General features: G+C 69.4%; 16 protein-coding genes and 1 pseudogene. 5 read left to right on the top strand and 12 right to left on the bottom strand.

The window, feature by feature from the left end:
* Positions 1-7: 7 nt before the first annotated feature.
* Positions 8-613 carry a hypothetical protein gene (locus M878_RS98295; protein ID WP_167345798.1) on the bottom strand — a complete coding sequence of 202 codons (606 nt, stop codon included), beginning with the start codon at positions 611-613 and terminating at the stop codon, positions 8-10.
* A pseudogene (locus M878_RS94000) lies at positions 604-1,449 on the bottom strand (IS5 family transposase). The gene M878_RS98295 and the pseudogene M878_RS94000 overlap by 10 nt, the downstream one beginning before the upstream one ends.
* A gap of 160 nt (positions 1,450-1,609) precedes the next feature.
* On the opposite strand from M878_RS94000, the gene M878_RS59760 reads away from it, so the two are divergent.
* A complete protein-coding gene (locus tag M878_RS59760) occupies positions 1,610-2,371 on the top strand; it encodes a maleylpyruvate isomerase family mycothiol-dependent enzyme (protein WP_023546067.1) in 762 nt (253 codons plus the stop codon).
* A gap of 232 nt (positions 2,372-2,603) precedes the next feature.
* Here the strand turns inward: M878_RS59760 and M878_RS59750 are convergent, their stop codons facing one another.
* From M878_RS59750 to M878_RS59725, 6 genes are all read right to left on the bottom strand, one after another.
* On the bottom strand, positions 2,604-3,002 hold the full coding sequence (locus M878_RS59750; RefSeq protein WP_023546065.1) for a type II toxin-antitoxin system VapC family toxin: 399 nt from the start codon (positions 3,000-3,002) through the stop codon (positions 2,604-2,606).
* The gene (locus M878_RS59745; RefSeq protein ID WP_023546064.1) at positions 2,999-3,289 is read right to left on the bottom strand and encodes a hypothetical protein; all 291 of its coding nucleotides are present in this window, start codon (positions 3,287-3,289) and stop codon (positions 2,999-3,001) included. Before M878_RS59745 ends, M878_RS59750 begins: the two co-directional genes overlap by 4 nt.
* A gap of 613 nt (positions 3,290-3,902) precedes the next feature.
* Positions 3,903-4,928 (bottom strand): LacI family DNA-binding transcriptional regulator, encoded by a 1,026-nt coding sequence (locus tag M878_RS59740; protein ID WP_023546063.1) that lies wholly within the window; start codon positions 4,926-4,928, stop codon positions 3,903-3,905.
* A 77-nt stretch (positions 4,929-5,005) separates the two neighbouring features.
* Positions 5,006-5,842: an ATP-binding cassette domain-containing protein gene (locus M878_RS59735; RefSeq protein WP_023546062.1), complete on the bottom strand. Its 837-nt coding sequence runs from the start codon at positions 5,840-5,842 to the stop codon at positions 5,006-5,008.
* Positions 5,839-6,834, bottom strand: a complete 996-nt coding sequence (locus M878_RS59730) for an ABC transporter permease (protein WP_023546061.1) — start codon at positions 6,832-6,834, stop codon at positions 5,839-5,841. Before M878_RS59730 ends, M878_RS59735 begins: the two co-directional genes overlap by 4 nt.
* Before the next feature lie 132 nt (positions 6,835-6,966).
* Positions 6,967-7,983, bottom strand: coding sequence for a sugar ABC transporter substrate-binding protein (locus tag M878_RS59725; protein ID WP_031224635.1), 1,017 nt, complete (start codon positions 7,981-7,983; stop codon positions 6,967-6,969).
* 224 nt (positions 7,984-8,207) lie between these two features.
* Between M878_RS59725 and M878_RS59720 the strand changes: the two genes are divergently transcribed.
* The 3 genes from M878_RS59720 to M878_RS59710 all read left to right on the top strand — a co-directional run bounded on the left by M878_RS59720 (position 8,208) and on the right by M878_RS59710 (position 12,262).
* Positions 8,208-9,170 carry a carbohydrate kinase family protein gene (locus M878_RS59720; protein WP_023546059.1) on the top strand — a complete coding sequence of 321 codons (963 nt, stop codon included), beginning with the start codon at positions 8,208-8,210 and terminating at the stop codon, positions 9,168-9,170.
* A gap of 221 nt (positions 9,171-9,391) precedes the next feature.
* Positions 9,392-11,953 (top strand): glycoside hydrolase family 32 protein, encoded by a 2,562-nt coding sequence (locus M878_RS59715; RefSeq protein ID WP_031224634.1) that lies wholly within the window; start codon positions 9,392-9,394, stop codon positions 11,951-11,953.
* 15 nt (positions 11,954-11,968) lie between these two features.
* Positions 11,969-12,262 carry a putative quinol monooxygenase gene (locus M878_RS59710; RefSeq protein WP_023546056.1) on the top strand — a complete coding sequence of 98 codons (294 nt, stop codon included), beginning with the start codon at positions 11,969-11,971 and terminating at the stop codon, positions 12,260-12,262.
* Between the two features lie 570 nt (positions 12,263-12,832).
* Here M878_RS59710 and M878_RS59705 read toward each other — a convergent pair.
* From M878_RS59705 to M878_RS59690, 4 genes are all read right to left on the bottom strand, one after another.
* Entirely contained in the window at positions 12,833-14,167 is a 1,335-nt protein-coding gene (locus M878_RS59705) for a glycoside hydrolase family 68 protein (RefSeq protein ID WP_167345797.1), read from the bottom strand.
* A gap of 178 nt (positions 14,168-14,345) precedes the next feature.
* Positions 14,346-15,359 (bottom strand): LacI family DNA-binding transcriptional regulator, encoded by a 1,014-nt coding sequence (locus M878_RS59700; protein WP_023546054.1) that lies wholly within the window; start codon positions 15,357-15,359, stop codon positions 14,346-14,348.
* A 638-nt stretch (positions 15,360-15,997) separates the two neighbouring features.
* Positions 15,998-16,924: a JmjC domain-containing protein gene (locus M878_RS59695; protein WP_023546052.1), complete on the bottom strand. Its 927-nt coding sequence runs from the start codon at positions 16,922-16,924 to the stop codon at positions 15,998-16,000.
* Between the two features lie 88 nt (positions 16,925-17,012).
* Positions 17,013-17,249 (bottom strand): hypothetical protein, encoded by a 237-nt coding sequence (locus M878_RS59690; protein ID WP_023546051.1) that lies wholly within the window; start codon positions 17,247-17,249, stop codon positions 17,013-17,015.
* Positions 17,250-17,475: 226 nt separating this feature from the next.
* On the opposite strand from M878_RS59690, the gene M878_RS59685 reads away from it, so the two are divergent.
* Positions 17,476-19,299 carry an AfsR/SARP family transcriptional regulator gene (locus M878_RS59685; protein ID WP_023546050.1) on the top strand — a complete coding sequence of 608 codons (1,824 nt, stop codon included), beginning with the start codon at positions 17,476-17,478 and terminating at the stop codon, positions 19,297-19,299.
* Positions 19,300-19,311: the final 12 nt, after the last annotated feature.

The following is a 19,311-nucleotide window of genomic DNA, read 5'->3' as shown; positions in this document are numbered from 1 at the left end:
GTGGGCGTTACGGGCGATATCTTGACGCATATTCGACGCATGTGACGCACGTTTGACGCACATTCTGTTTTTCGAGGTGTTTGGCGCGATAGGCGTGGGCGTATGCGGTGCGGGCTTCGTGCATGGCGGCTTCCCAGCGCCGCTGCTGCTCCTCGCGGGCTTGTTGGTCTGCGCGGCGTTTGCGTTCGGCGGCTTCGCTACGAAGGCCGACTTCCTGTGCGATTTCGGCGAGTTGGTCTTCCGATGGTCGGTCGGGGAGGTCGGCCCATTCGCTGGCGCGGTGCGGGTTGCCGCCATGGAGCATGAAACGCAGGCGGTTTGAGGGCGTGTAGTCGAAGCGGGCGATGCGCATCCATGAGTACTTCTTGGCGTCGGCGAGTTCCTTGTCGGTGGGGACGTGTTCGTTGCGGTCCTGTTCTTGAAGGACGAGGAATCCGACGCTTTCGCCTTGGGTGGTGATGGAGAAGTGCGGTGGTGCCTTGCGGCGCCGACGGAGTGGGGGAGCGCCTTGTGCGGTTCCGAGCGCTGCCTTATGGCCCTGCGCTTCGGTGGCGGTGATGAGGGCCTGGATGATGCGCAGAGCTCGGCCTTGGATGGATTTGGTCAGGCCCATGGGCTGCGGCTGCTTTTCGAGGGCGGCCACGACAGCGTGGGGTTTGCGACTCGCCTGTAGGTGATCACACAACAGGCGAGCTTCAGGAAACGCCTCGTGGATGTCGTCGCGGATCTCCCAGCGGATCCGTAGCCGTCGGAAGCCGTGGATCCATGCGTTCGTCCGCTCGACTACCCAGCGGACCGAGCCCGGGCCGGAGCCGTGCGGAACTCCGCGTCGGGCGATGACCGGCTTGATGCCGCGCTTCCACAGGAGCCGACGGTACTTGTCGAAGTCGTAGCCCCGGTAGCCCCGGTCGGCGAACAACTGCCGCGGCCAGTGACGGGGGCGATCGGTCACTCCGCGGATCCGCGGGATCGCGTCGAGCAGGGGCAGCAGCTGGGTGATGTCGTGGCGGTTGCCACCGGTCAGGGTGATGGCGAGCCGGGTGCCGCCTGCGTCGGTGATGACGTGGTGCTTCGAGCAGGGCCGGGCACGGTCGACCGGGCTCGGCCCGGTTTGGGGCCGCCCCGACGGGCCTGGTGGTGGGAGCCGTCGATCACCGCCCGGGACCAGTCCAGCTTCCCGGCACGGTGCAGCTCGGTCAGCAGCACCTGGTGCAGCCGGTCCCACACCCCGGCCTCGTGCCGGTCCCGCAGCCGGCGCCAGCACGTCATCCCGGACCCGAAGCCGAGCTCCTGCGGCAGCCACTCCCACTGGAACCCGGTGTGCAGCACGAACAGGATGCCCTGCAGGCAACCACGGTCGTCCAGTGGCAGCCGGCCGGGATGGCGCGGACGCCGCTGCCTGACCGGCAGCAACGGCTCGATCCGCCCCCACAGGTCATCCGGCACCATCCACGGAGGACCGTTCCCCTTCCTGGATGACTCGTTCAACGAGCCATCCAGGAAGGGGATATGGCTACGACCAGGCTTTCTATCAGGTGCTCTAACTCCCGCAGCTGACGGCCTGGAAAATAGGGTGCGGTCGGCTGAACTGGGGTGATAGGTAGGCGATGTGACAGAGAGTCTTGAGTATTCCGCCCTGCTGCAACTGATCGACGAGCGGTCGGCCGCGTTCCGGAGTGCGGTTGCCGCCGCGCCCAGCCTTGACGCGCCGGTCCCGTCCTGCCTCGAGTGGACGTTGTTCGATCTGGTGCAGCACCTGGGTACGGGCCAGCGCTGGTGGGCCGCGATCGTCGGCGCGGGCCCGGCCGAGGCTCCGCCGGCCAAGGATGCCGCAGAGGTGCCGCGCGAGCTCGAGGCGCTCCTGGCCTGGTACGCCGAGTCGAACGAGCTGCTGCTGAGTGCGCTGCGCGAGGCTGGCCCGGAGCGCGAGTGCTGGGCGTGGTGGGGCGCCGGCGTGTCGCCGGCGAATGCCTGGGGCGTTGCCCGGCGCCGGGTGCACGAGGTGCTGGTGCACACCTACGACGCCCAGCTCGCCGCAGGCGCCGTGCAGCCGATGCCGGCGGACGTCGCGATCGACGGCGTGGCCGAGTTTCTCGACACCTGCAACTCCACCCCGGCGGCCTGGCCGCACGAGGCCGCCACCATCCACTACCACGCCACCGAGGGCCGCTCCTGGCTCCTCGCGCTGGACGGCACCGGCGCCTGGCCCGCACCCCTCACGGACGGCGCCGCGCCCGCCTCCGCTTCGGCCACGGGCACGGCCGAGCAGCTGCTCCTCTTCGTCTGGGGCCGCCTCACGCTGAGCGACCTGAAGATCGAGGGCGACCAGCAGGTGTTCGAGCAGCTGATCGCCTGGGAGCCCGAGGAGTAGCCAGTCAATACCGCCAGCGGACGGCTCCGATGACGTCCGCGTCGGTGAACATCGCGAACAGCTCCGCCTCCGCGCGGCGGACGGCCAGTACGGCCTCGTACAGCTCGGGCCCGGGCGCCGGCGCTGAGAGACGGGGTGGCCGAGCGAAAGTCGGCGAAAAGGCGCTGCACAGTCGGCGGTGCGGTCCACCGCTCCAGATTCGGATGCGGGAATCCCACATGCCCAGACGGCGTCAGACCTTCTCGGTGGCGATCCGGGCATGGTCGGTGGTGAGCATGGCGATGTCCTCGACGTCCGAGGTCAAGATCGTGACGCGGCCAGGGTGAGCGAGGGCTGTGGCGCAGAGCATGGCGTCGATGGCGTACTTGTGGCCGTGCAGCCCGGCCGCGCGCAGCAGTGTGGCGGCGGACCGGGCGAGAGCCTGGGTGACTGGTTCGACCCGCAGTCGGGACAGCGTCCACTTCAGCGCGGCGTCGTTGATCTGCGGGTGGACCACCTCGACGAGCACCGCAGCCGAGGTGATCACCGGAAGGTCCGCGTCACGGGCGGCGGTAAGCCACTCGTGGACCTCCCGGTCGCGTTGCACAGCCTTGGCGAGGCCCTCGCTATCGAGGATGAGGGCGCCGCTCACGCGGCCGCCCCGGCCCCAGAGTCGGAGGAGGTGCCGCCGGTGAGCATGGCCCGCTTGGCCGCTACCGCATCGGGGTCGGCGGGGCCGTGAGCCTTGTCGAAGTCGGCGATCAGCTCGTCCAGGTTGTCGCGCTCGATCTGCCGTTGCGCGGCCTTCTCCAGGTACGCGGACACACCCCGCTTGCCCACCCGCTCACGGATCGCTTGCAGAGTGCCGGCCGAGAGGGAGACGGAGATGCCGCTGGTGGGGCCGCCGCCGGGCGGGAAGTCCGTGTCGTTGTCAGCCATGACACGAGTATGGCATTTCAAATGCCATACGGCGAGATTTTCGCCAGGGTCGGGGACTCGACGCCCCTCGACGGTCTCGCGGGTGCGTCGAAAGCTCGCACGTAGCGCCCATAGTGCCCGTAATGCACATTGACCTTGAGCCCGTTTTGCGTGCCGCGCACCTCTGACCTGCGGGTTTCTTTGACATGTTTTCGAGGCCGGAGAAGTACGGTCGTAGCGGCGGCTGGTGGTGGGCTCTTGCGGGGGCGTGGCTGCGATTGCCGGGGCGGACCGTGTGCTTGGGCTCGTGGGCCGCAGCAGATGACCGGTCCGCGTATGGGCCGGATCTTGGCCATGGGCCGGTCCTCGGGTGCGGCAGGCGGCGGCCATTTCTTCACACGACGAGGAGAACAAGATGGCCGTTGGCATGGTCGAGCAGGCTGCTGTCCGCTCCCAGCCTTGAGGGGGATCGCCTGCCGTCGGAAGCCGACATCCCGGCCCTGCTCCCAGCGGTCGCCGCGAGCCTGGCGCGGTGGGGAGACAGCGTTGGACGGCGTGGTGCCGGCGAAGTCCCAGGACGCGCACCTACCGGTCGCCCCATGGACCTGTGCGACTTTGACATTGCGTCATGTTCTTACGGCACCGCGGGTGCCGGCCGCTCGCCCGAGCCGCGGACGATCAGGCGGGTGGGGACGGTGACGGTGCGGGCGCGGGAGCGGTCGCCGTCGAGGCGGGACAAGGCGGTAGCCGCGGCCGTCCTGCCGATTTCCTCGGGGTCCTGGGCGACGACGGTCAGGGCCGGTTCGAGTGCCTCGGCGAGCGCCACGTCGTCGAAGGCGACGAAGGCGACGTCCTTCCGTTTGGCGCGGGAGAGTTCGGCGACCATGCCCAGCGCCACCATGTTGTTGCCGGCGAACAAGGCCGTCGGGGGATCCTCCAGGCCGAGCAGCTGGGCGGTGGCTGCGGCGGCCCCCTGCTGGTCGTGGGCGCTGGTGACCAGGGAGCGGTCGTAGGGCAGACCGGCTTCCTCCAGGGCCGAGCGGTATCCGGCGAGGCGTTCGCGCCGGGTGTACAGCTTCACGGGCAGGTCGCCGATGAAGCCGATACGCCGGTGGCCGTGGGTGATGAGATGGGCGACTCCGTCGTGGGCGCCCGCCCGGTTGGAGCTGACGACGCTGTCCGCGGACAGGCCGACGGCCGGACGGTCGATGAAGACCACGGGCAGCCCGGCGGCGCGATGGGGCTTCAGGTGGGAGTGGTCGGCGCCGACGGACGGCACGACCATCAGGATGCTGACGCGGCGGGCGAGGAACTTGGACGTCAAGTCGCGTTCGCGGCCCGGGTCTTCGCCGGACGAGCCCATGAGCAGGGTCAGGCCGCGGTCGTGGACGGTGGCCTCTATGCCGCCGGCCACGGCTCCGAAGAAGGGGTTGCCGAGGTCGGGGACGACCAGTCCGATGGTGGTGTCGGGTCCGCCGACGCGGATGTTGCGTGCCATGAGGTTCGGCTGGAAACCGAGCCTGGCTACGGCGGTGAGAACCTGTTCCCTGGTCTGCGCGGAGACGGGCCCGTCCTCGTTGAGGACACGGGAGACCGTCTTGGCACTGACCCCTACTTCTCGGGCGACATCGGCCAGGGTTGGGCGGCGGCTCGCTGCCATGGAGAAAACCGTCTCCTGGGGTGCTCCCGGATTCCGGCCGCGGCCTCGGCCGGAACATGCGAGAGCTGGTCGTGCGGTCAGGTGGCCTGGACTCCTGCGGCCTTCGCCGCCCGGGAGTCCGCTACGACAGTACCTCCGGCCTCATCGAGGGTGAGCGCCCCAGTCATGATGGCGACGACCTCCGCCATGGAGTAGTCGGAGGGCTTGATCAGAGCGGCGCGCCGGCCCAGCCGGTGGACGTGGATGCGGTCGGCGATCTCGAAGACATGGGGCATGTTGTGGCTGATCAGGATGACCGGCATGCCCTTGTCGCGGACGCGGCGGATGAGGTCGAGGACCTGGCCGGACTCCTTGACGCCGAGGGCGGCGGTGGGTTCGTCCATGACGACGACGCTGCGGGCCCAGGCGACGGAACGGGCCACCGCCACGGCCTGCCGTTGACCACCGGAGAGCGTCTCGACCGCCTGGGTGAGCGACCGCAGCCCGATCTTCAGGTCGGCCATGTGCTCGGCCGCCTCCTGACGCATGCGCTTCTTGTCGAGCATGCGGAAGACACTGCCGAGGACGCCGGGGCGGCGCAGCTCCCGGCCGAGGAACATGTTCGAGGCGATGTCCATGCAGGCGGCCACCGCGAGGTCCTGGTACACCGTCTCGATGCCGTGGGCGCGGGCGCTCTGCGGGCCGGAGAAGGTGATGGGTTCGCCGTTCAGGCGTATCTCGCCGGCGTCGGGAACCAGGGCGCCGGTGAGGGCCTTGATGAGGCTGGTCTTGCCGGCTCCGTTGTCGCCGATGACGGCGAGGACCTCGCCGGGCAGCAGGTCGAAGTCGGCGCCGTCGATGGCGGTGACATGGCCGTAGCGCTTGACCAGGCCGCGGGCCTGCAGGACAGGGATGGGGGAAGTGGTGGCGGTCATCGTGCCTTCTTCCGGGAGATCTGGTCGACGGTCACCGCGAGGATCACCAGGACGCCGGTGATCAGAGTCTGGTAGATGGAAGCGACGCCCATCAGCTGCAGGCCGTTGCGGAACACGCCGACGATGAGGACGCCGATGAAGGTGCCGAGAACCGAGCCGCGTCCGCCGAAGAGGCTGGTGCCGCCGAGGACCACGGCGGTGATGCTGTCGAGGTTGTCGGTCTGCCCGGCCTGCGGGTCGCCGACGCCGGTGCGGGAGATGAGCAGCAGGGCGGCGACGCCGTACAGCAGGCCGGCCGCGGTGTAGATACCGATGGTCAGGCGGGAGGTGCGGATGCCGTTCAGCCGCGCCGTCTCCTGGCTGTTGCCCAGTGCGTAGACGTGCCGGCCCCAGCCGGTGCTGCTCAGCGCGTACGCGAGCAGGAGGAACAGAGCGATGGTGACCAGCGAGCCGTAGGTGATGTCGGTGTGCCCGAGCGGGAAGGTCTGCCCGAGAGCCGTCAGCGGGCCGGGCAGGCTCGTGACCGTCTGCTCCTTGGAGTAGATGTGCGTCAGCGCGAACGCGACGTTGAGCATGCCGAGGGTGACGATGAACGGCGGCAGCGGGATCTTCTGCACCAGCAGTCCGTTGAGCAGTCCGAAGCCGCCGCAGACGGCCAGGCCCAGCGCGATCGCGAGGAGCGGGGACAGGGTGCCCTCGGCCGCCATCTTGGCCATCATGATGCTGCCGAACGCCATCACGGCACCGCACGACAGGTCGATGCCGGCCGTGAGGATGATCAGGGTCTGGCCGATGGCGAGCGTGCCGACGACCATCACCTGCTGCACGATCAGGGAGAAGTTCCCGCCGGTGAGGAACTGGTCGGTGGAGAGGGAGAAGTAGACACAGGCCAGCAGGAGGGCGACCAGGGGGCCGGTGGTTGGCGCCGTGAGCAGTCTGCGGGCCGTCGTAGGTGCCTTGAGCTCGGCGTACGGCGTCGTCGTGGCTGTCATGCGAAGTCCTTGTCGGAAGACAGATGTCCTTGTCGTCAGGACATGGGGGGCGGCCGTCCCGGGTCGGGGAGGTACGGGGCCGGCCGCCCCGCTGAGGGGAGAGGCGGCGGAAGTACGGTCCTCGTGGGCGGCTCAGCCCCAGCAGTTCTGCAGGCCGTAGGCGGTGTCCTTGGACGTGACCCCCGTCTGCGCCTTGTCGGTGATCAGGGTGACGCCGGTGTCGGTGTAACCGGACGCCTTCTTGCCGCTCTTGGCGTACGCCACCACGGCCTTGACGCCCTCGGCGGCCATCTTCAGCGGGTACTGCTGCGAAGTGGCGGCGATCTTGCCGTCCTTGACCGCCTGGGTGCCGGTGCAGCCGCCGTCGACGGAGACGATCAGCACGTCCTTCTCCCGGCCCTTGGCCTTCAGCGCGGTGTACGCGCCCAGGGCGGCCGGCTCGTTGATGGTGTAGACGAGGTTGATGCCGGGCGACTTCTGGAGGCAGTTCTCCATCGCGGTCTGGCCCTTGGCCTGGTCGCCGCCCGTGTCCTGGGCGCAGACGACGTCCTTGTCGGTGGCGCCGAAGCCCTTGAGGAAGCCGTCGTGCCGCTGGACGCCGACGGAGACGCCGGGTGCGAGGTCGAGCGCGGCTATCTTCGCCGTCTTGCCCTTCATCGCGGCCTTGGCGTACTCGCCGATCAGCTCGCCGGCCGTGAGGTTGTTCGTGGCGAAGAGGGCGTCGACCGCGCTCTGCGGCTCGGTCGGGGTGTCCAGGGCGATGACCAGGACGCCCTTCGCGCGGGCCTTCTGGACCGCGGGCACGATCGCCTTGGAGTCGCTCGGAGTGATCAGGATGCCTTTCACCCCGGCGGCGACCATGTTCTCGATGGCGGTGACCTGACCGGAGTTGTCCCCGTCGAACTTGCCCGCGGCGGTCATCAGCTGGACGCCGTCCGCTTTGGCCGCCTTCTCCGCCCCCTCCTTCATCTTCACGAAGAACGGATTCGTGTCGGTCTTGGTGATCAGACCGACCTTGACGCTGCCCGAGCCGGAGCCCGCCGAACCCGATCCGGAGCCGGATCCGCAGGCCGTCAGGGTGAGGGCCGCGATGCCCGTGCAGGCGGCGACTCTGAGGAGGGACGGGGTCAGACCAGTGGTGCGCGACATGAACGACTCCTGCGGGATCACGAGCGGCGCGGTCGGCATTGGAGCATGCCGTCCCGGAGATGTCATCGTTGACTTATGTCATCGTTGACACTGCATGGCGAGGATGATGGACTCCGCATCCCGGCAACGTCAATGCCCTGTACGGGACACAAGTCCGTAACGTGCCCAGCGGCTGCCCGTTTCGTGCCCGCTTTCGTTCGCACGCTCGCAGAGAAGAGCCGCCCATGAACCCGAGCCAGATCACCGTCCTGGGAGAGTGCGTCGCCGACGCCTTCGCCGCACCCGCCAGCGCCTCGAACGAACTCACCCTGCGCGTGCTGCCCGGCGGCGGACCTGCCAACACGGCCGTGTCCCTCGCCCGGCTCGGCAGCAGCGCCCGCTTCCTCGCGCGTCTGTCCGGCGATGTGTTCGGCCGCCTGTTCCGGGCTCACCTGGAGGACTCCGGGGTGGACCTTTCGTACGCCGTCCCGGCCGCCGAGCCCAGCACGCTGGCGGTGGCTGAACTGGACGCCCAGGGGCAGGCCGCGTTCTCCTTCCACGCGCAGAACACGGCCGACTGGCAGTGGACGGCTCAGGAACTGGCAGGAGTGGATCTGTCCGGAACCGCCTGTGTACACACCGGCTCCCTCGCGCTGGTCCGCGAGCCCGGCGCGGCGGTGGTGGAGGAGTTCCTGGCGGCGGCCTCCGCCCGGGCGACCATCAGTATCGACCCCAACGTAAGGCCGCTGCTGGTGCGCCCCGAGGTCTATCGCGCCCGCCTGGCGCACTGGTGCGCCCTCGCCGACGTACTGCGGCTGAGCGAGGACGACCTGGAACTGCTCCTGCCCGCAACCCCGCCCGAGCGGGCCTGCGACATCTGGCACGCCGCCGGGGCGCGGCTCGTCGTGATCACGCGCGGGTCCGACGGTGCCCTGGCCTCCCTCGACGGTGAACGGGTGCAGGTGCCGGCGGTGGCGACAGAGGTGGTCGACACGGTCGGGGCGGGAGACTCCTTCACCGCCGGCCTGCTGCACCACCTCGGCACCCGCGGACACCTCGGCGGCCGGCTGACGGGTCTCGATCTCGGCGAGGTGGCCCAGGCATGCCGGTTCGCCGTTCGGGTCGCGGCCCTGACCTGCTCGGTCGCCGGCCCCAACCCGCCCTGGCAGAGCCGGCTGGACCGGATGACGGCAGTCGGCGGCAGCTGACCCGACCGGGGCCGCGCAGGGTCAATCACGCCCGAACTGTTGACGCGTTGACCGGATGACGCTCATCATCAGGCCACTCGATGTCATCGATGACACAAGTCAACGATGACACCCTTGGTCGGCGACGTGGACGACGGCGCCGGCCGGGGCGCCACCTTTCGGTCCGTCCGTGCCGGAGTCGCACTCTCCGCCGCGCGGACGACCGCGGCACAGGAGGCCCGATGAGCTCTCGACGTGTGTTCCGGCGCGCCCGTGTGCGGACGATCGCGGCCGTGGCGACCGTCTGCGCCCTGTCCGCAGCCCCGCTCGCCCCCCAGGCCCTGGCGGCCGATACCCCGCCGTACACCGAGACCTACCGCCCCCAGTTCCACTTCACCCCGGAGAGGAACTGGATGAACGACCCCAACGGCCTCGTGTACTACAAGGGCGAGTACCACCTCTTCTACCAGTACGACCCCAACGGCAGGACCTGGGGCGACATGTCCTGGGGTCATGCGGTGAGCACGGACCTCGTGCACTGGAAGCAGCTCCCGCTCGCCCTGTCGTACGACGACAAGGAGATGGTCTTCTCGGGCAGCGCGGTGGTCGACTGGAACAACACCACCGGTTTCGGCAGCGAGCAGAACCCGCCCATGGTGGCGATCTACACCAGCTACTCCAAGTCCACCGGCACACAGGCCCAGTCACTCGCCTACAGCACCGACCGCGGCCGTACCTGGACCAAGTACCAGGGCAATCCCGTCATCGACATCGGCTCCAAGGACTTCCGCGACCCCAAGGTCCAGTGGTACGCCCCCACCAAGAGCTGGCTCATGACCGTGTCACTGTCCGCCGAGCACAAGGTGCGGTTCTACTCGTCCAAGAACCTCAAGGACTGGGAGCTGCTCAGCGAGTTCGGGCCGGCCGGCGCGACGGGCGGTGTGTGGGAGTGCCCGGACCTGTTCCCCCTCGCGGTCGACGGGGACACGAAACACATCAAGTGGGTTCTGGTCGTCAACATCAACCCCGGTGGGATCACCGGCGGTTCGGGCGCCCAGTACTTCGTCGGTGACTTCGACGGCAGGACGTTCACCGCCGACGACAAGGGCACCTACACCCCGCCCGCCGGCCAGGTCGTGCAGGGCTTCGAAGGAGCCGACTACGGCACATGGACGACCACCGGCACCGCGTTCGGCGACGGTCCGGCGGCCGGGGCGCTGGACGGCCAGAGCACGGTGACCGGCTTCGACGGCAAGGGCCTCGCCAACAGCTTCCGCTCGGGCGACTCCGCCACCGGCACCCTCACCTCGCCCCCCTTCACCGTGGACAGCAAGTACCTGAACTTCAAGGTCGGTGGCGGCCGGCACCCGCACGAGGCCGGCACCGTCCTGGAGCAGGGCCCGCCGCCCGCGGGCACGGTCCTCGCCGATTTCGAGGGCGGCACCTACGGCGACTGGACAACGACCGGCGACGCCTTCGGGACCGCACCGGCCACCGGCACCCTCCCCGGCCAGCAGGAGGTCTCCGGCTTCCTCGGCAGCGGCCTGGTCAACACCTACCTGAACGGCGACTCCGCCACCGGCACCCTCACCTCGCCCGAGTTCACCATCGACAAGGACTACGTCGACTTCCTCATCGGCGGCGGCCACCACCCCGCCGGCTACGACAACCCCACCGCCGTCGAACTCCTCGTCGACGGCAACGTCGTCCGCAGCGCCACCGGACAGGACACCGAGGCGCTCGACTGGGCATCCTGGAACGTCCGCGACCTCGCCGGCAAGAAGGCGCGGATCAGGATCGTCGACAACAACACCGGTAGCTGGGGCCACATCGACGTCGACCAGATCACACTCTCCGAAACCCAGGCCCAGCCGGTCTCCCGGGAGACGTCCGTCAACCTGCTCGTCGACGGCGAGGTCGTCCGCAGCGCCACCGGCTCCGACAGCGAGACCTTGGACTGGGTCTCCTTCGACCTGCGTCCCTACGCCGGCAAGGAGGCGCAGATCCAGATCGTCGACGGCAACACCAGCGGCTGGGGCCACATCCTCGCCGACCAGTTCACCACCGCCGACGCCCCCGCCAAGTCCGTCGCACAACGCGCCGACTGGGCCGACTACGGCAAGGACTACTACGCGGCGGTGTCCTGGGAGAACGTGCCCGGCGACAAGCGGTACATGATCGGCTGGATGAACGACTGGGAGTACGGGACGTCCATCCCCACCTCACCCTGGCGCGGCGCGCAGAGCGTCCCCCGCCAGACGGCCCTGCGCACGATCGACGGCCGTATCCGGCTGACGAGCGAGCCGGTGCCCAGCCTGGTCTCGTTGCGGGAGGGCTCTGCGGCGACGGCGGCCGGCGTCACCGTCGCGAACACCTCACAGCCCCTGATCGGCCCAGCGGCCGAGGGCAAGGCACTCGACATCATGGCGACGTTCACCCTGAACGACGCCGAACGCTTCGGCCTGAAGGTGCGCACCGGCACCGGGCGAGAGGAAACCGACATCGGATACGACACCACCACACAGGAGCTGTACGTCGACCGCACCCGCTCCGGTGCCGTCGACTTCAGCAGCGCCTTCCCCGGCATCCAGACCGCGCCGCTGAAAGCCACGAACGGCAAGGTGAAACTGCGGATCCTGGTCGACTGGTCGTCCGTCGAGGTCTTCGGCGGCAGCGGCGAGGCCGTGATCACCGACCAGATCTTCCCCCACCCCGACAGCCAGGGAGTGCGGGTCTTCGCCGAGAACGGCTCGGTGAAGCTCGACAAGGCCGTCGTCTGGCACCTCGGCTCCGCACACAACTGACAAGGACACAAGACCGTGACGAAAACCCTGCTCGCCGAGTTCACCGCCCGCGAGGGAGCGGAGGGCGAAGTCGCCCGCCTGATACGGGAGTACGCACAGAAGGCACGAGACGAGGACGGCAACCTCACCTTCGGCGTGTACACCAAGGAGTCCAACCCGCGCGCCTTCTGGATCTTCGAGGTCTACCGCGACGAGGACGCATTCCAGGCACATCTGAAGGCCCCGTACGGCGGCCCGTTCAACGCCGCCCTCGCTCCGCTGATCGAGGAGGACGCCTCCGTCCTGACTTTCCTCGACCCCCTGGCCTGAGGTTCTCCGTCGACCTGGAGCAGAACAGACAGCGTCAGGCAGCCGTCTGCGCAGTCTCGGTCCGTTCCGGACGACGAGGCAGCAGTGTGAGCAGGACGACGTATCCGGCGACAGGCAGCAGACCAGCGGCCCCCGCCGACCGCGCCGGACGCGGTCGGCGGGAGGTGATCCTGCTGACTGGCGGACTGACCGCCGTTGAACGCTGCGGTGGGAGACAGCGCGAGGCGCGGGGTTCTGCCGACGCTGGTGCGTTCCTTGGTGATCAGGTTCGGGGCCGCGTTGGCCGGCACCGGGTCGCGCCCGGTCCTCAGGGCCCCGGAACCGGCGGTCCGTGCTGACGCGAGCCGTGCTCACGCGAACCGTCCCGACGCGTTCACCGACGCTCCCCATGGTGGGCAACAGCACCGGAAGCCTTCGCGCCGCCCTCACCCATGACCGCCGTCAGCGCCCCGTCGACCGCGCGGTCACCCGCGGCTCGGCGAGGGGGTGTCCTGGCCGTTCTCGCGTCGACGGCCGTGGCCGGCCACGGGTGCTTGGCCGGCCACGGCCGAGTGCTCGACCGGGGGTGGGTTACGGGATGAAGCCGTAGTCCAACTGGTGGGTGAGCCTGGTCCTGTTGCCCCGCAGCGACAGCACGAGCGTGCGGGCGAGGGTGCCGCCGAAGCGGGTCCCGCCGTCGGCGGTCGGGACGGTGTCGATGAAGCTCTCCACCAGTCCGTTGGGCATCACGTAGTGCGAGTACTGCTGCGTCGGGGCGTCCTCGGGGTTGCCCAGGACCAGCGCGCTGCCGTTGAGCGGCTGGTAGTCACCGCGCAATGCCGGGCCGACGAAGCCGTAGACGCCGTCCCAGCCGGACAGACCCGGCGCGAACGTGAACTTGTGGCTGATCGTGAACAGGTAGTACTTGCCGTCGCGGATGACCAGGTGCGGCCGTTCGGTCTGCTGGTTGACGCAGTTGGCAGAGAGAAGCGGGGGCTGCAGCTTCCAGTGGTCCATGCTGTCGCCGTCGGCCGTGGCCAGCCCGATGTTGCCCGTGTAGTACTTCGCGTTGTCCGGCACCTGGTGGCCGTAGGGGACGTCACCTATGTCGCGCTTGGTGCACTGGTATGTGCCGGCGACGCCGGCCGTGTTGCCCTCGAACAGGAGGTGGACCTTGCGATCCCGGGGGTCGCGGAAGACGAACGGATCGCGGAAGGCGTAGATGATCGGGCCCTGCTGGGACTGTTCCAGGGTCTGGTACAGCTTGCCGTCGGCCTGGGCGATGATGCGGTGGTCCTGGAAGCCGGTGAACCACACGTGGGTCGTGTCCGCGTGGATCCGGCCGGTCGCCAGCGCGAGACGCTGAAGCGGATCGTTGGGGTTGACCCCGCCGTTGTCGTGTCCGGAGGCGGTGTAGAAGGAGTACACCTTGTCGCCGACGAGCGCCGCCGAGCCGGCCCACTGACGTGAGCCGAACGCGGTGCCGGGCTGGAACAGGTCGCCGCCGTACTTCCAGCTCTTGGCGTCACGCGAGTAGTAGTAGCCGATCTTCGCGTACCAGTGCCGGTCACCGAAGGGGACAGAACGCGGGGCTGTCAGCGCGAAGATGACGTGCCAGCCCCTGTAGGTGGCGGTCTTCGTGTCGAGCTTGGTGAGCGGCCAGGTGTCCCACTGCCACACCTTGTCGGTGATCACCGGGAAGTCCGGCGACACGCGGGGTGCGGTGTTGGTCTTGTCCTGCTTGAGCTTCAGTGCGTCCGCGCGGGACCAGACGGCCGTGTAGTCGTCGTCCGCGCTGTACTGCGGCGTTTGTGGCTTCGACGGCGCTGCCGGGGCGGCAGAAGCCGGTGTCGCCAGGCCGCCCAGCGCCGCAAGGGCCATCACGCCCGTGGCCAGACGGAGCAGCACTCTTCGTGCCCTGTGCATGCGTCACCCTTCGAGAAGATGATCGAATGGAATCTTTGGAATCGGTTCCACGCGTGACAGTACCTCAACTCAGCGCACTGAAGGCAAACTTGCAGGGCCGGAGAGTGAAAAGCGAGCCTCGACGGCAGAGAAACGCTGGAAGGCTATGGAAACGTATCCAGCGCCGGTGCGCTGCTGATCAGACCCGGACGGCGGTGGTCGTACGCCTGGGCACGACCTCCAGTTCCAGCACCTGCTCGACGGGGTCGCCGAGGGGCCGGTCGATGCGTTCCAGCAGGAGGCGTGCGGCGATCTCCCCGCTGGCGCGGAGCGGCTGCCGCACGGTGGTCAGCCCCACGTAGGCCGCCACGTCGAGATCGTCGAAGCCCACGACGGACAACTCCTCCGGAATCCGCACGCCGGAGGAGGCTGCCGCCTCAAGTACCCCCAGGGCCTGGGTGTCGGAGGAGGTGACGATGGCGCTGGGGCGTTCCGGGAGCGCCAGGAGTTCGTCGGTGAGGCGGTGGGCCACCGCACGACCGTGCGGTCCGACTCGGACGTACGGCTCCTGAAGTGTCAGGCCGTGCGCCTTGAGCGCCAGCTCGCAGCCCTCGCGACGACGGGCACTGGCGGTGAAACGGAAGCGGTCGTCGGCGGTCTCGCCCATGAACGCGATCCGCCGGTGGCCGAGTTGCAGCAGGTGGCGTGTCGCCAGCATGCCGCCACGGACGTCGTCGATCACCGTGCGCGGCAGGTCCGGGTGCTCGCAGTCCAGCAGTACCGTGGGCAGACCAGCCCGTGTCAGCTGCTTCACCTCGTCGTCGGTGGGAGCGAGCGAGATCGGCAGCAGCCCGTCGAAGCGGTCGCCGGCCGCCACTGCGCGGTACTGCCGGTCACGCTGGTCCGGCGTGGCCACATCCAGCAGGATGAGATCGTGGTCGCTGCCGTGCAGGGCCTGCGAGATACCGCGCAGCCGCTCGACGACGGAAGGCTCCGTGGCGAACGGCGCGATGACGGCAACACTCTGGGAACGTCCCGTGGACAAAGCGCGCGCACGCCGGTTGGGCCGGTAGTCCAGATCGCGCATCGCGCGCAGCACCCGCTCACGGGTGTCCTCGCTGACACTCCGGCTGTCGTTCAGGACACGCGAAACCGTGCCCACGCCCACACCGGCCCGGGCAGCGACATCGCCGATGGTCGGCCGTTCTCCCACGGCCGTACGGTATCGGACGCCGCAGCTCAACCTACTGGCGAGTCCCCTCTCCTGGCCGGTGACGATCGGGCACTGAATCAGCGGCCTGCACCCGCGAGCGCAGACGGTCAGCTACATCCGCAAGCGCGGTGTGCAGGCAATTCGCCCTCATCTCTCCTGCAGCTGGCCGGAGTTCATGCCGACCCCAGATCAACCGCGGTCACCTGCCCGTCATCTGGGGGCAACCCGGATGTTGCCATGCCATCCGTATGGTCATCGCTCTGAATGTCAACGATGACATCTGCGTCAGGTGTGCGGAGGTGCATGTCATGGGGCGTCCCGAGAGACCGGTGGACCCACAGGCCGGTCCCGTCCAGCGGCTCGCGTACGAGCTGCGTGAGCTGCGGAAGGCCGCCGGAAGTCCCTCGTACCGGACGATGGCGAAGGCGGCGGGCTTCTCGGCGACCGCGCTGTCCAGCGGCCGGTCGGGGAGGTCGGCCCATTCGCTGGCGCGATGCGGGCTGCCGCCGCTGAGGATGAATCGCAGACGGTTGGAGGGGGTGTAGTCGAAGCGGGGGATGATCGGGGCGGGGCGGGCTGTCACAGACGGTCCGCACCGCCCTGGGCGGGCTCGCCCTCGGCCCGGAACCGCACGGCCCTCAGTGCCGGAGGCCGCCCGCCCGGTCCAGTGCGGTGGCCAGGCTGCCCGGGGCCGGCGGAGCAGGCGGCTGCTCGGCCCGTACCCGGTCCACGGGCGCCCGCGACCAGTCCAGGCCTGCCAGGTGAGCGGTCAGCAGCTCGACCCGCTCGCGGTAGAGGGCGGCCACGTCGAGGTCCATGAAGGCAGGCGGCACAGGCTCGCGGAGTTCCTCGTACTGCTCGGCCGCCGCCGCGAGCAGGCTGCGGAGGACCCTCTCCCAGGTGACCCCGTGCAGGCCGATGGTCAGGTGCAGCGAAGGCTCGTCGGTGGTGTCGCCGACGTGCACGAAGCCGTGCGGGACATAGAGGCACTCGCCTTCCTTGAGCACCACGTCGAGCAGCGGCTCGCCGACCTCGGCCGGATCCACCGCCTCCACCCGGCTCGGCCAGCGCCGCACCGGGGCACTGATCCGCCACCGCTTGGAGCCGTGCAGCTGCCGGAGAAAGACACCCAACAGGTCGTAATGCGGTGCGACGCCGCGAGCCCGCGGCGGCGTCAGGAAGGCCGTGGCATCGACCTCGTAGCCGGTCTCCAGGGCGACCTGTGCGGCGAACGCGGCCACTTCGGGGCAGTGCGTCTGCAGTTCCTCGAGCGCCAGGGTGGCTCCCTGGGCGACCAGGTCGGTGATCCGGCCGCCGTCGGCCAGCTTCTCCCGGCTTCTCGGGCTGCTGCCGCGACTGCGCAGCATGACCTCGGACGGCAGTCGCCGCCCGTCCCGGAACAGCCGCACCGCGGTCAGCGGCAGACCGCTGTGGATCAGCCGCTCCGCCGACTCCAGTGAGAAGACGTCGCCGAAGTCGTCGAGTCCGGTGCTGACGAAGGGCTCGCGGTCCCAGGCCTGCCGGAGCACCCGGAGGTCGTCCACGAGCCGGAGCAGACTGTCCACTGGGGCCTCCCGTGGTGGTCGGTACCGCGACCGGACCGGCTTGTGCCGGCACTGCCCGCACAAGCCGGCCGGTCCGCGCCCATCGGAACTACGCGATGCCCTGCTGAATGCCGCAGGGTGCGGCGTCCTCGTCGTCGTCCCCTGCGCTGTGCGCCTGTACGTCCGGTACGAAGCCCTGCTGGACGACGCACACCGAAGGGTTGTCGTCTTCGTCTTCGGCGCTGTGCGCCTGTACGTCCGGTACGAAGCCCTGCTGGACGCCGCACACCGAAGGGTTGTCGTCGTCGTCTTCGGCGCTGTGCGTCTCCACGTCTGGCCCGGCCATGCGCGTCTCCTCTCACTCCTCGGACGTCGTCCGACGCCACGCTGGGGAAGCTATCGGCCATCGGTTGAACTCCGGTATGTGCACGGCTTCTTGGCAGCTTGTTCGATAGAACCGCAGTTCGGCCGGATTCCTTCACAGGCCGTTCACACGCCCTTGCCAGTCCCCGGGCTGTCGAAGAAGCTGACACCCGGCACGACGACGGACGTCACAGCAGCCGGGGGGTCGGATGTCCGGGAGCAACGCCTTCGCAGGTCAGCTGCGCTTCACGATCCTCGGCCCGCTGCAGGTGTGGTCGGGCGACGTACGGCTCGAACTCGGCCCCTACAAACAGCGGTTGCTGCTCGCCGCGCTGCTGTGCCGGGTGAACACGGTGCTCTCGGTGGACCAGCTCATCGACGTGCTCTGGGGCAGTGACCGGCCCCGCACCGCACGCAAGAACCTCCAGGTGTACGTCTCCGCGCTGCGCAAGATAGCGCGCGACCACATCGGCCACCTTCCGTACGGCTACACGCTGGCGGCCACGGCCGAGCAGTCGGACCTGCTGGAGTTCGGCCAACTCGCCGCCGCCGGGCGGCAGGCGCTGCGCGAGGGGAATCCGGCCGGGGCGTCGGCGCTGCTCGGGGCCGCGGTGCGGCTGTGGCGCGACCAGCCGCTGGTCGACCTGCTGGACAGCCCGTTCGCCGCCGGGGAGTCCGAGCGGCTCACCGATCGCTTCCTCGCGGTGTACGAGGACTGGGCCGAACTGGAGGTGGAATCCGGCCGGTCGCTCGGACTGCTCGACCAGTTGGGCGAGTTGACCGGCCGGCACCCGTTCAGGGAGCGTCTGACCGCCCTGTACATGACCGCTCTCGACCAGGTCGGTGGCCGGCGCCAGGCACTCTCCTGCTTCGAGACGCACCGGCAGTTCATCGCCCGGGAGCTGGGGCTCGATCCGAGCCCGGTGCTCCAGCAGCTCTATCGGGCGATCCTGACCGGCCGGGAACCCGCCCGGCCGGGCCCCGAACGACGGCCGTTCGGCTGCAAACCGGCCCAACTGCCGCGTGATCTCCTGGATTTCACGGGCCGCAAGGAACAAGTGGAGGAGCTGGCCGCGGTCCTGACCCGAGACGGCCGGTGTCCCGACGTCGCCGTGGTCTCCGGGCCGGTCGGCGTCGGCAAGACCGCGCTCGCGGTCCACGTCGGGCACCAGGTCGCCGGGCACTTCGCGGACGGGCAGATCTTTATCTGCCTGGACCGCGCCGACGGAACCCCGCGGGGCTGGCACGAAGTCCTGGCCGAACTGCTGCGGGGCGCCGGGCTGGACGTGGTGCCGCCGCACGAAGAGCGCGCGGCACTGGCACTGTGGCGGTCGTGGGTCGCCGAGCGCCAGTTCCTGCTGGTCCTGGACGGCGCGGCCGGCGAGGTGCAGATCCGCCGGCTGCTGCCGGGACGCGGGCCCAGCCGCACGCTGGTCACCGCCAGTCGCAGACTCAGCAGCCTGGAGTGCGTACACCGCCTGGAACTCGACGATTTCACCCCGGACGAGGCTCTGGAACTGCTGACCGGAGTGCTCGGCGGTCCCCGGGCGGCGGACGCGGCCGGCGCCCTGCACCGGATCCAGCAGCTGTACGGCCTCTCACCGCTGCTGGTCCGCACCCTGGCGGCGAAGCTCACCATGCTGCGCCACCACGCCTCGTCGCGCGCGTACCTGGAACAGCTCGGCCGACTGCCCGTCGCACTCGACGAGTTCAGCGTCGGAGAGCTGTCGGTCCGCGAACGCTACCAGAGGTACCGACAGGGCCTGACCCCCCTGCAGCAGGCGGCGTTCGGCGCGCTGGGCGCCCTGCCCCGCACCGGCTTCGACCGGGCCACCCTGCTGGCCGCCCTGGACGGCCTGCCGGAGTCCGCCGAGCGGGCCGTGGAGGAGCTGGTGGAGGCCAACCTGGTCGCGATCGCCGCGGACGAGCCCGGGGACGAGGTGACGGCGCACGCGGTCCGCTACCGGATGCCCGCACTGGCCTACGGGTACGTCGCCGCCCCGCACCGAGGCGGCGCGCAGGACGGCAGCTGAGACGGGGAACGC

Origin of the sequence: Streptomyces roseochromogenus subsp. oscitans DS 12.976 (assembly GCF_000497445.1) — a bacterium.
Lineage (GTDB): Bacteria > Actinomycetota > Actinomycetes > Streptomycetales > Streptomycetaceae > Streptomyces > Streptomyces oscitans.
This window is presented reverse-complemented; position numbering and strand designations above follow the sequence as displayed.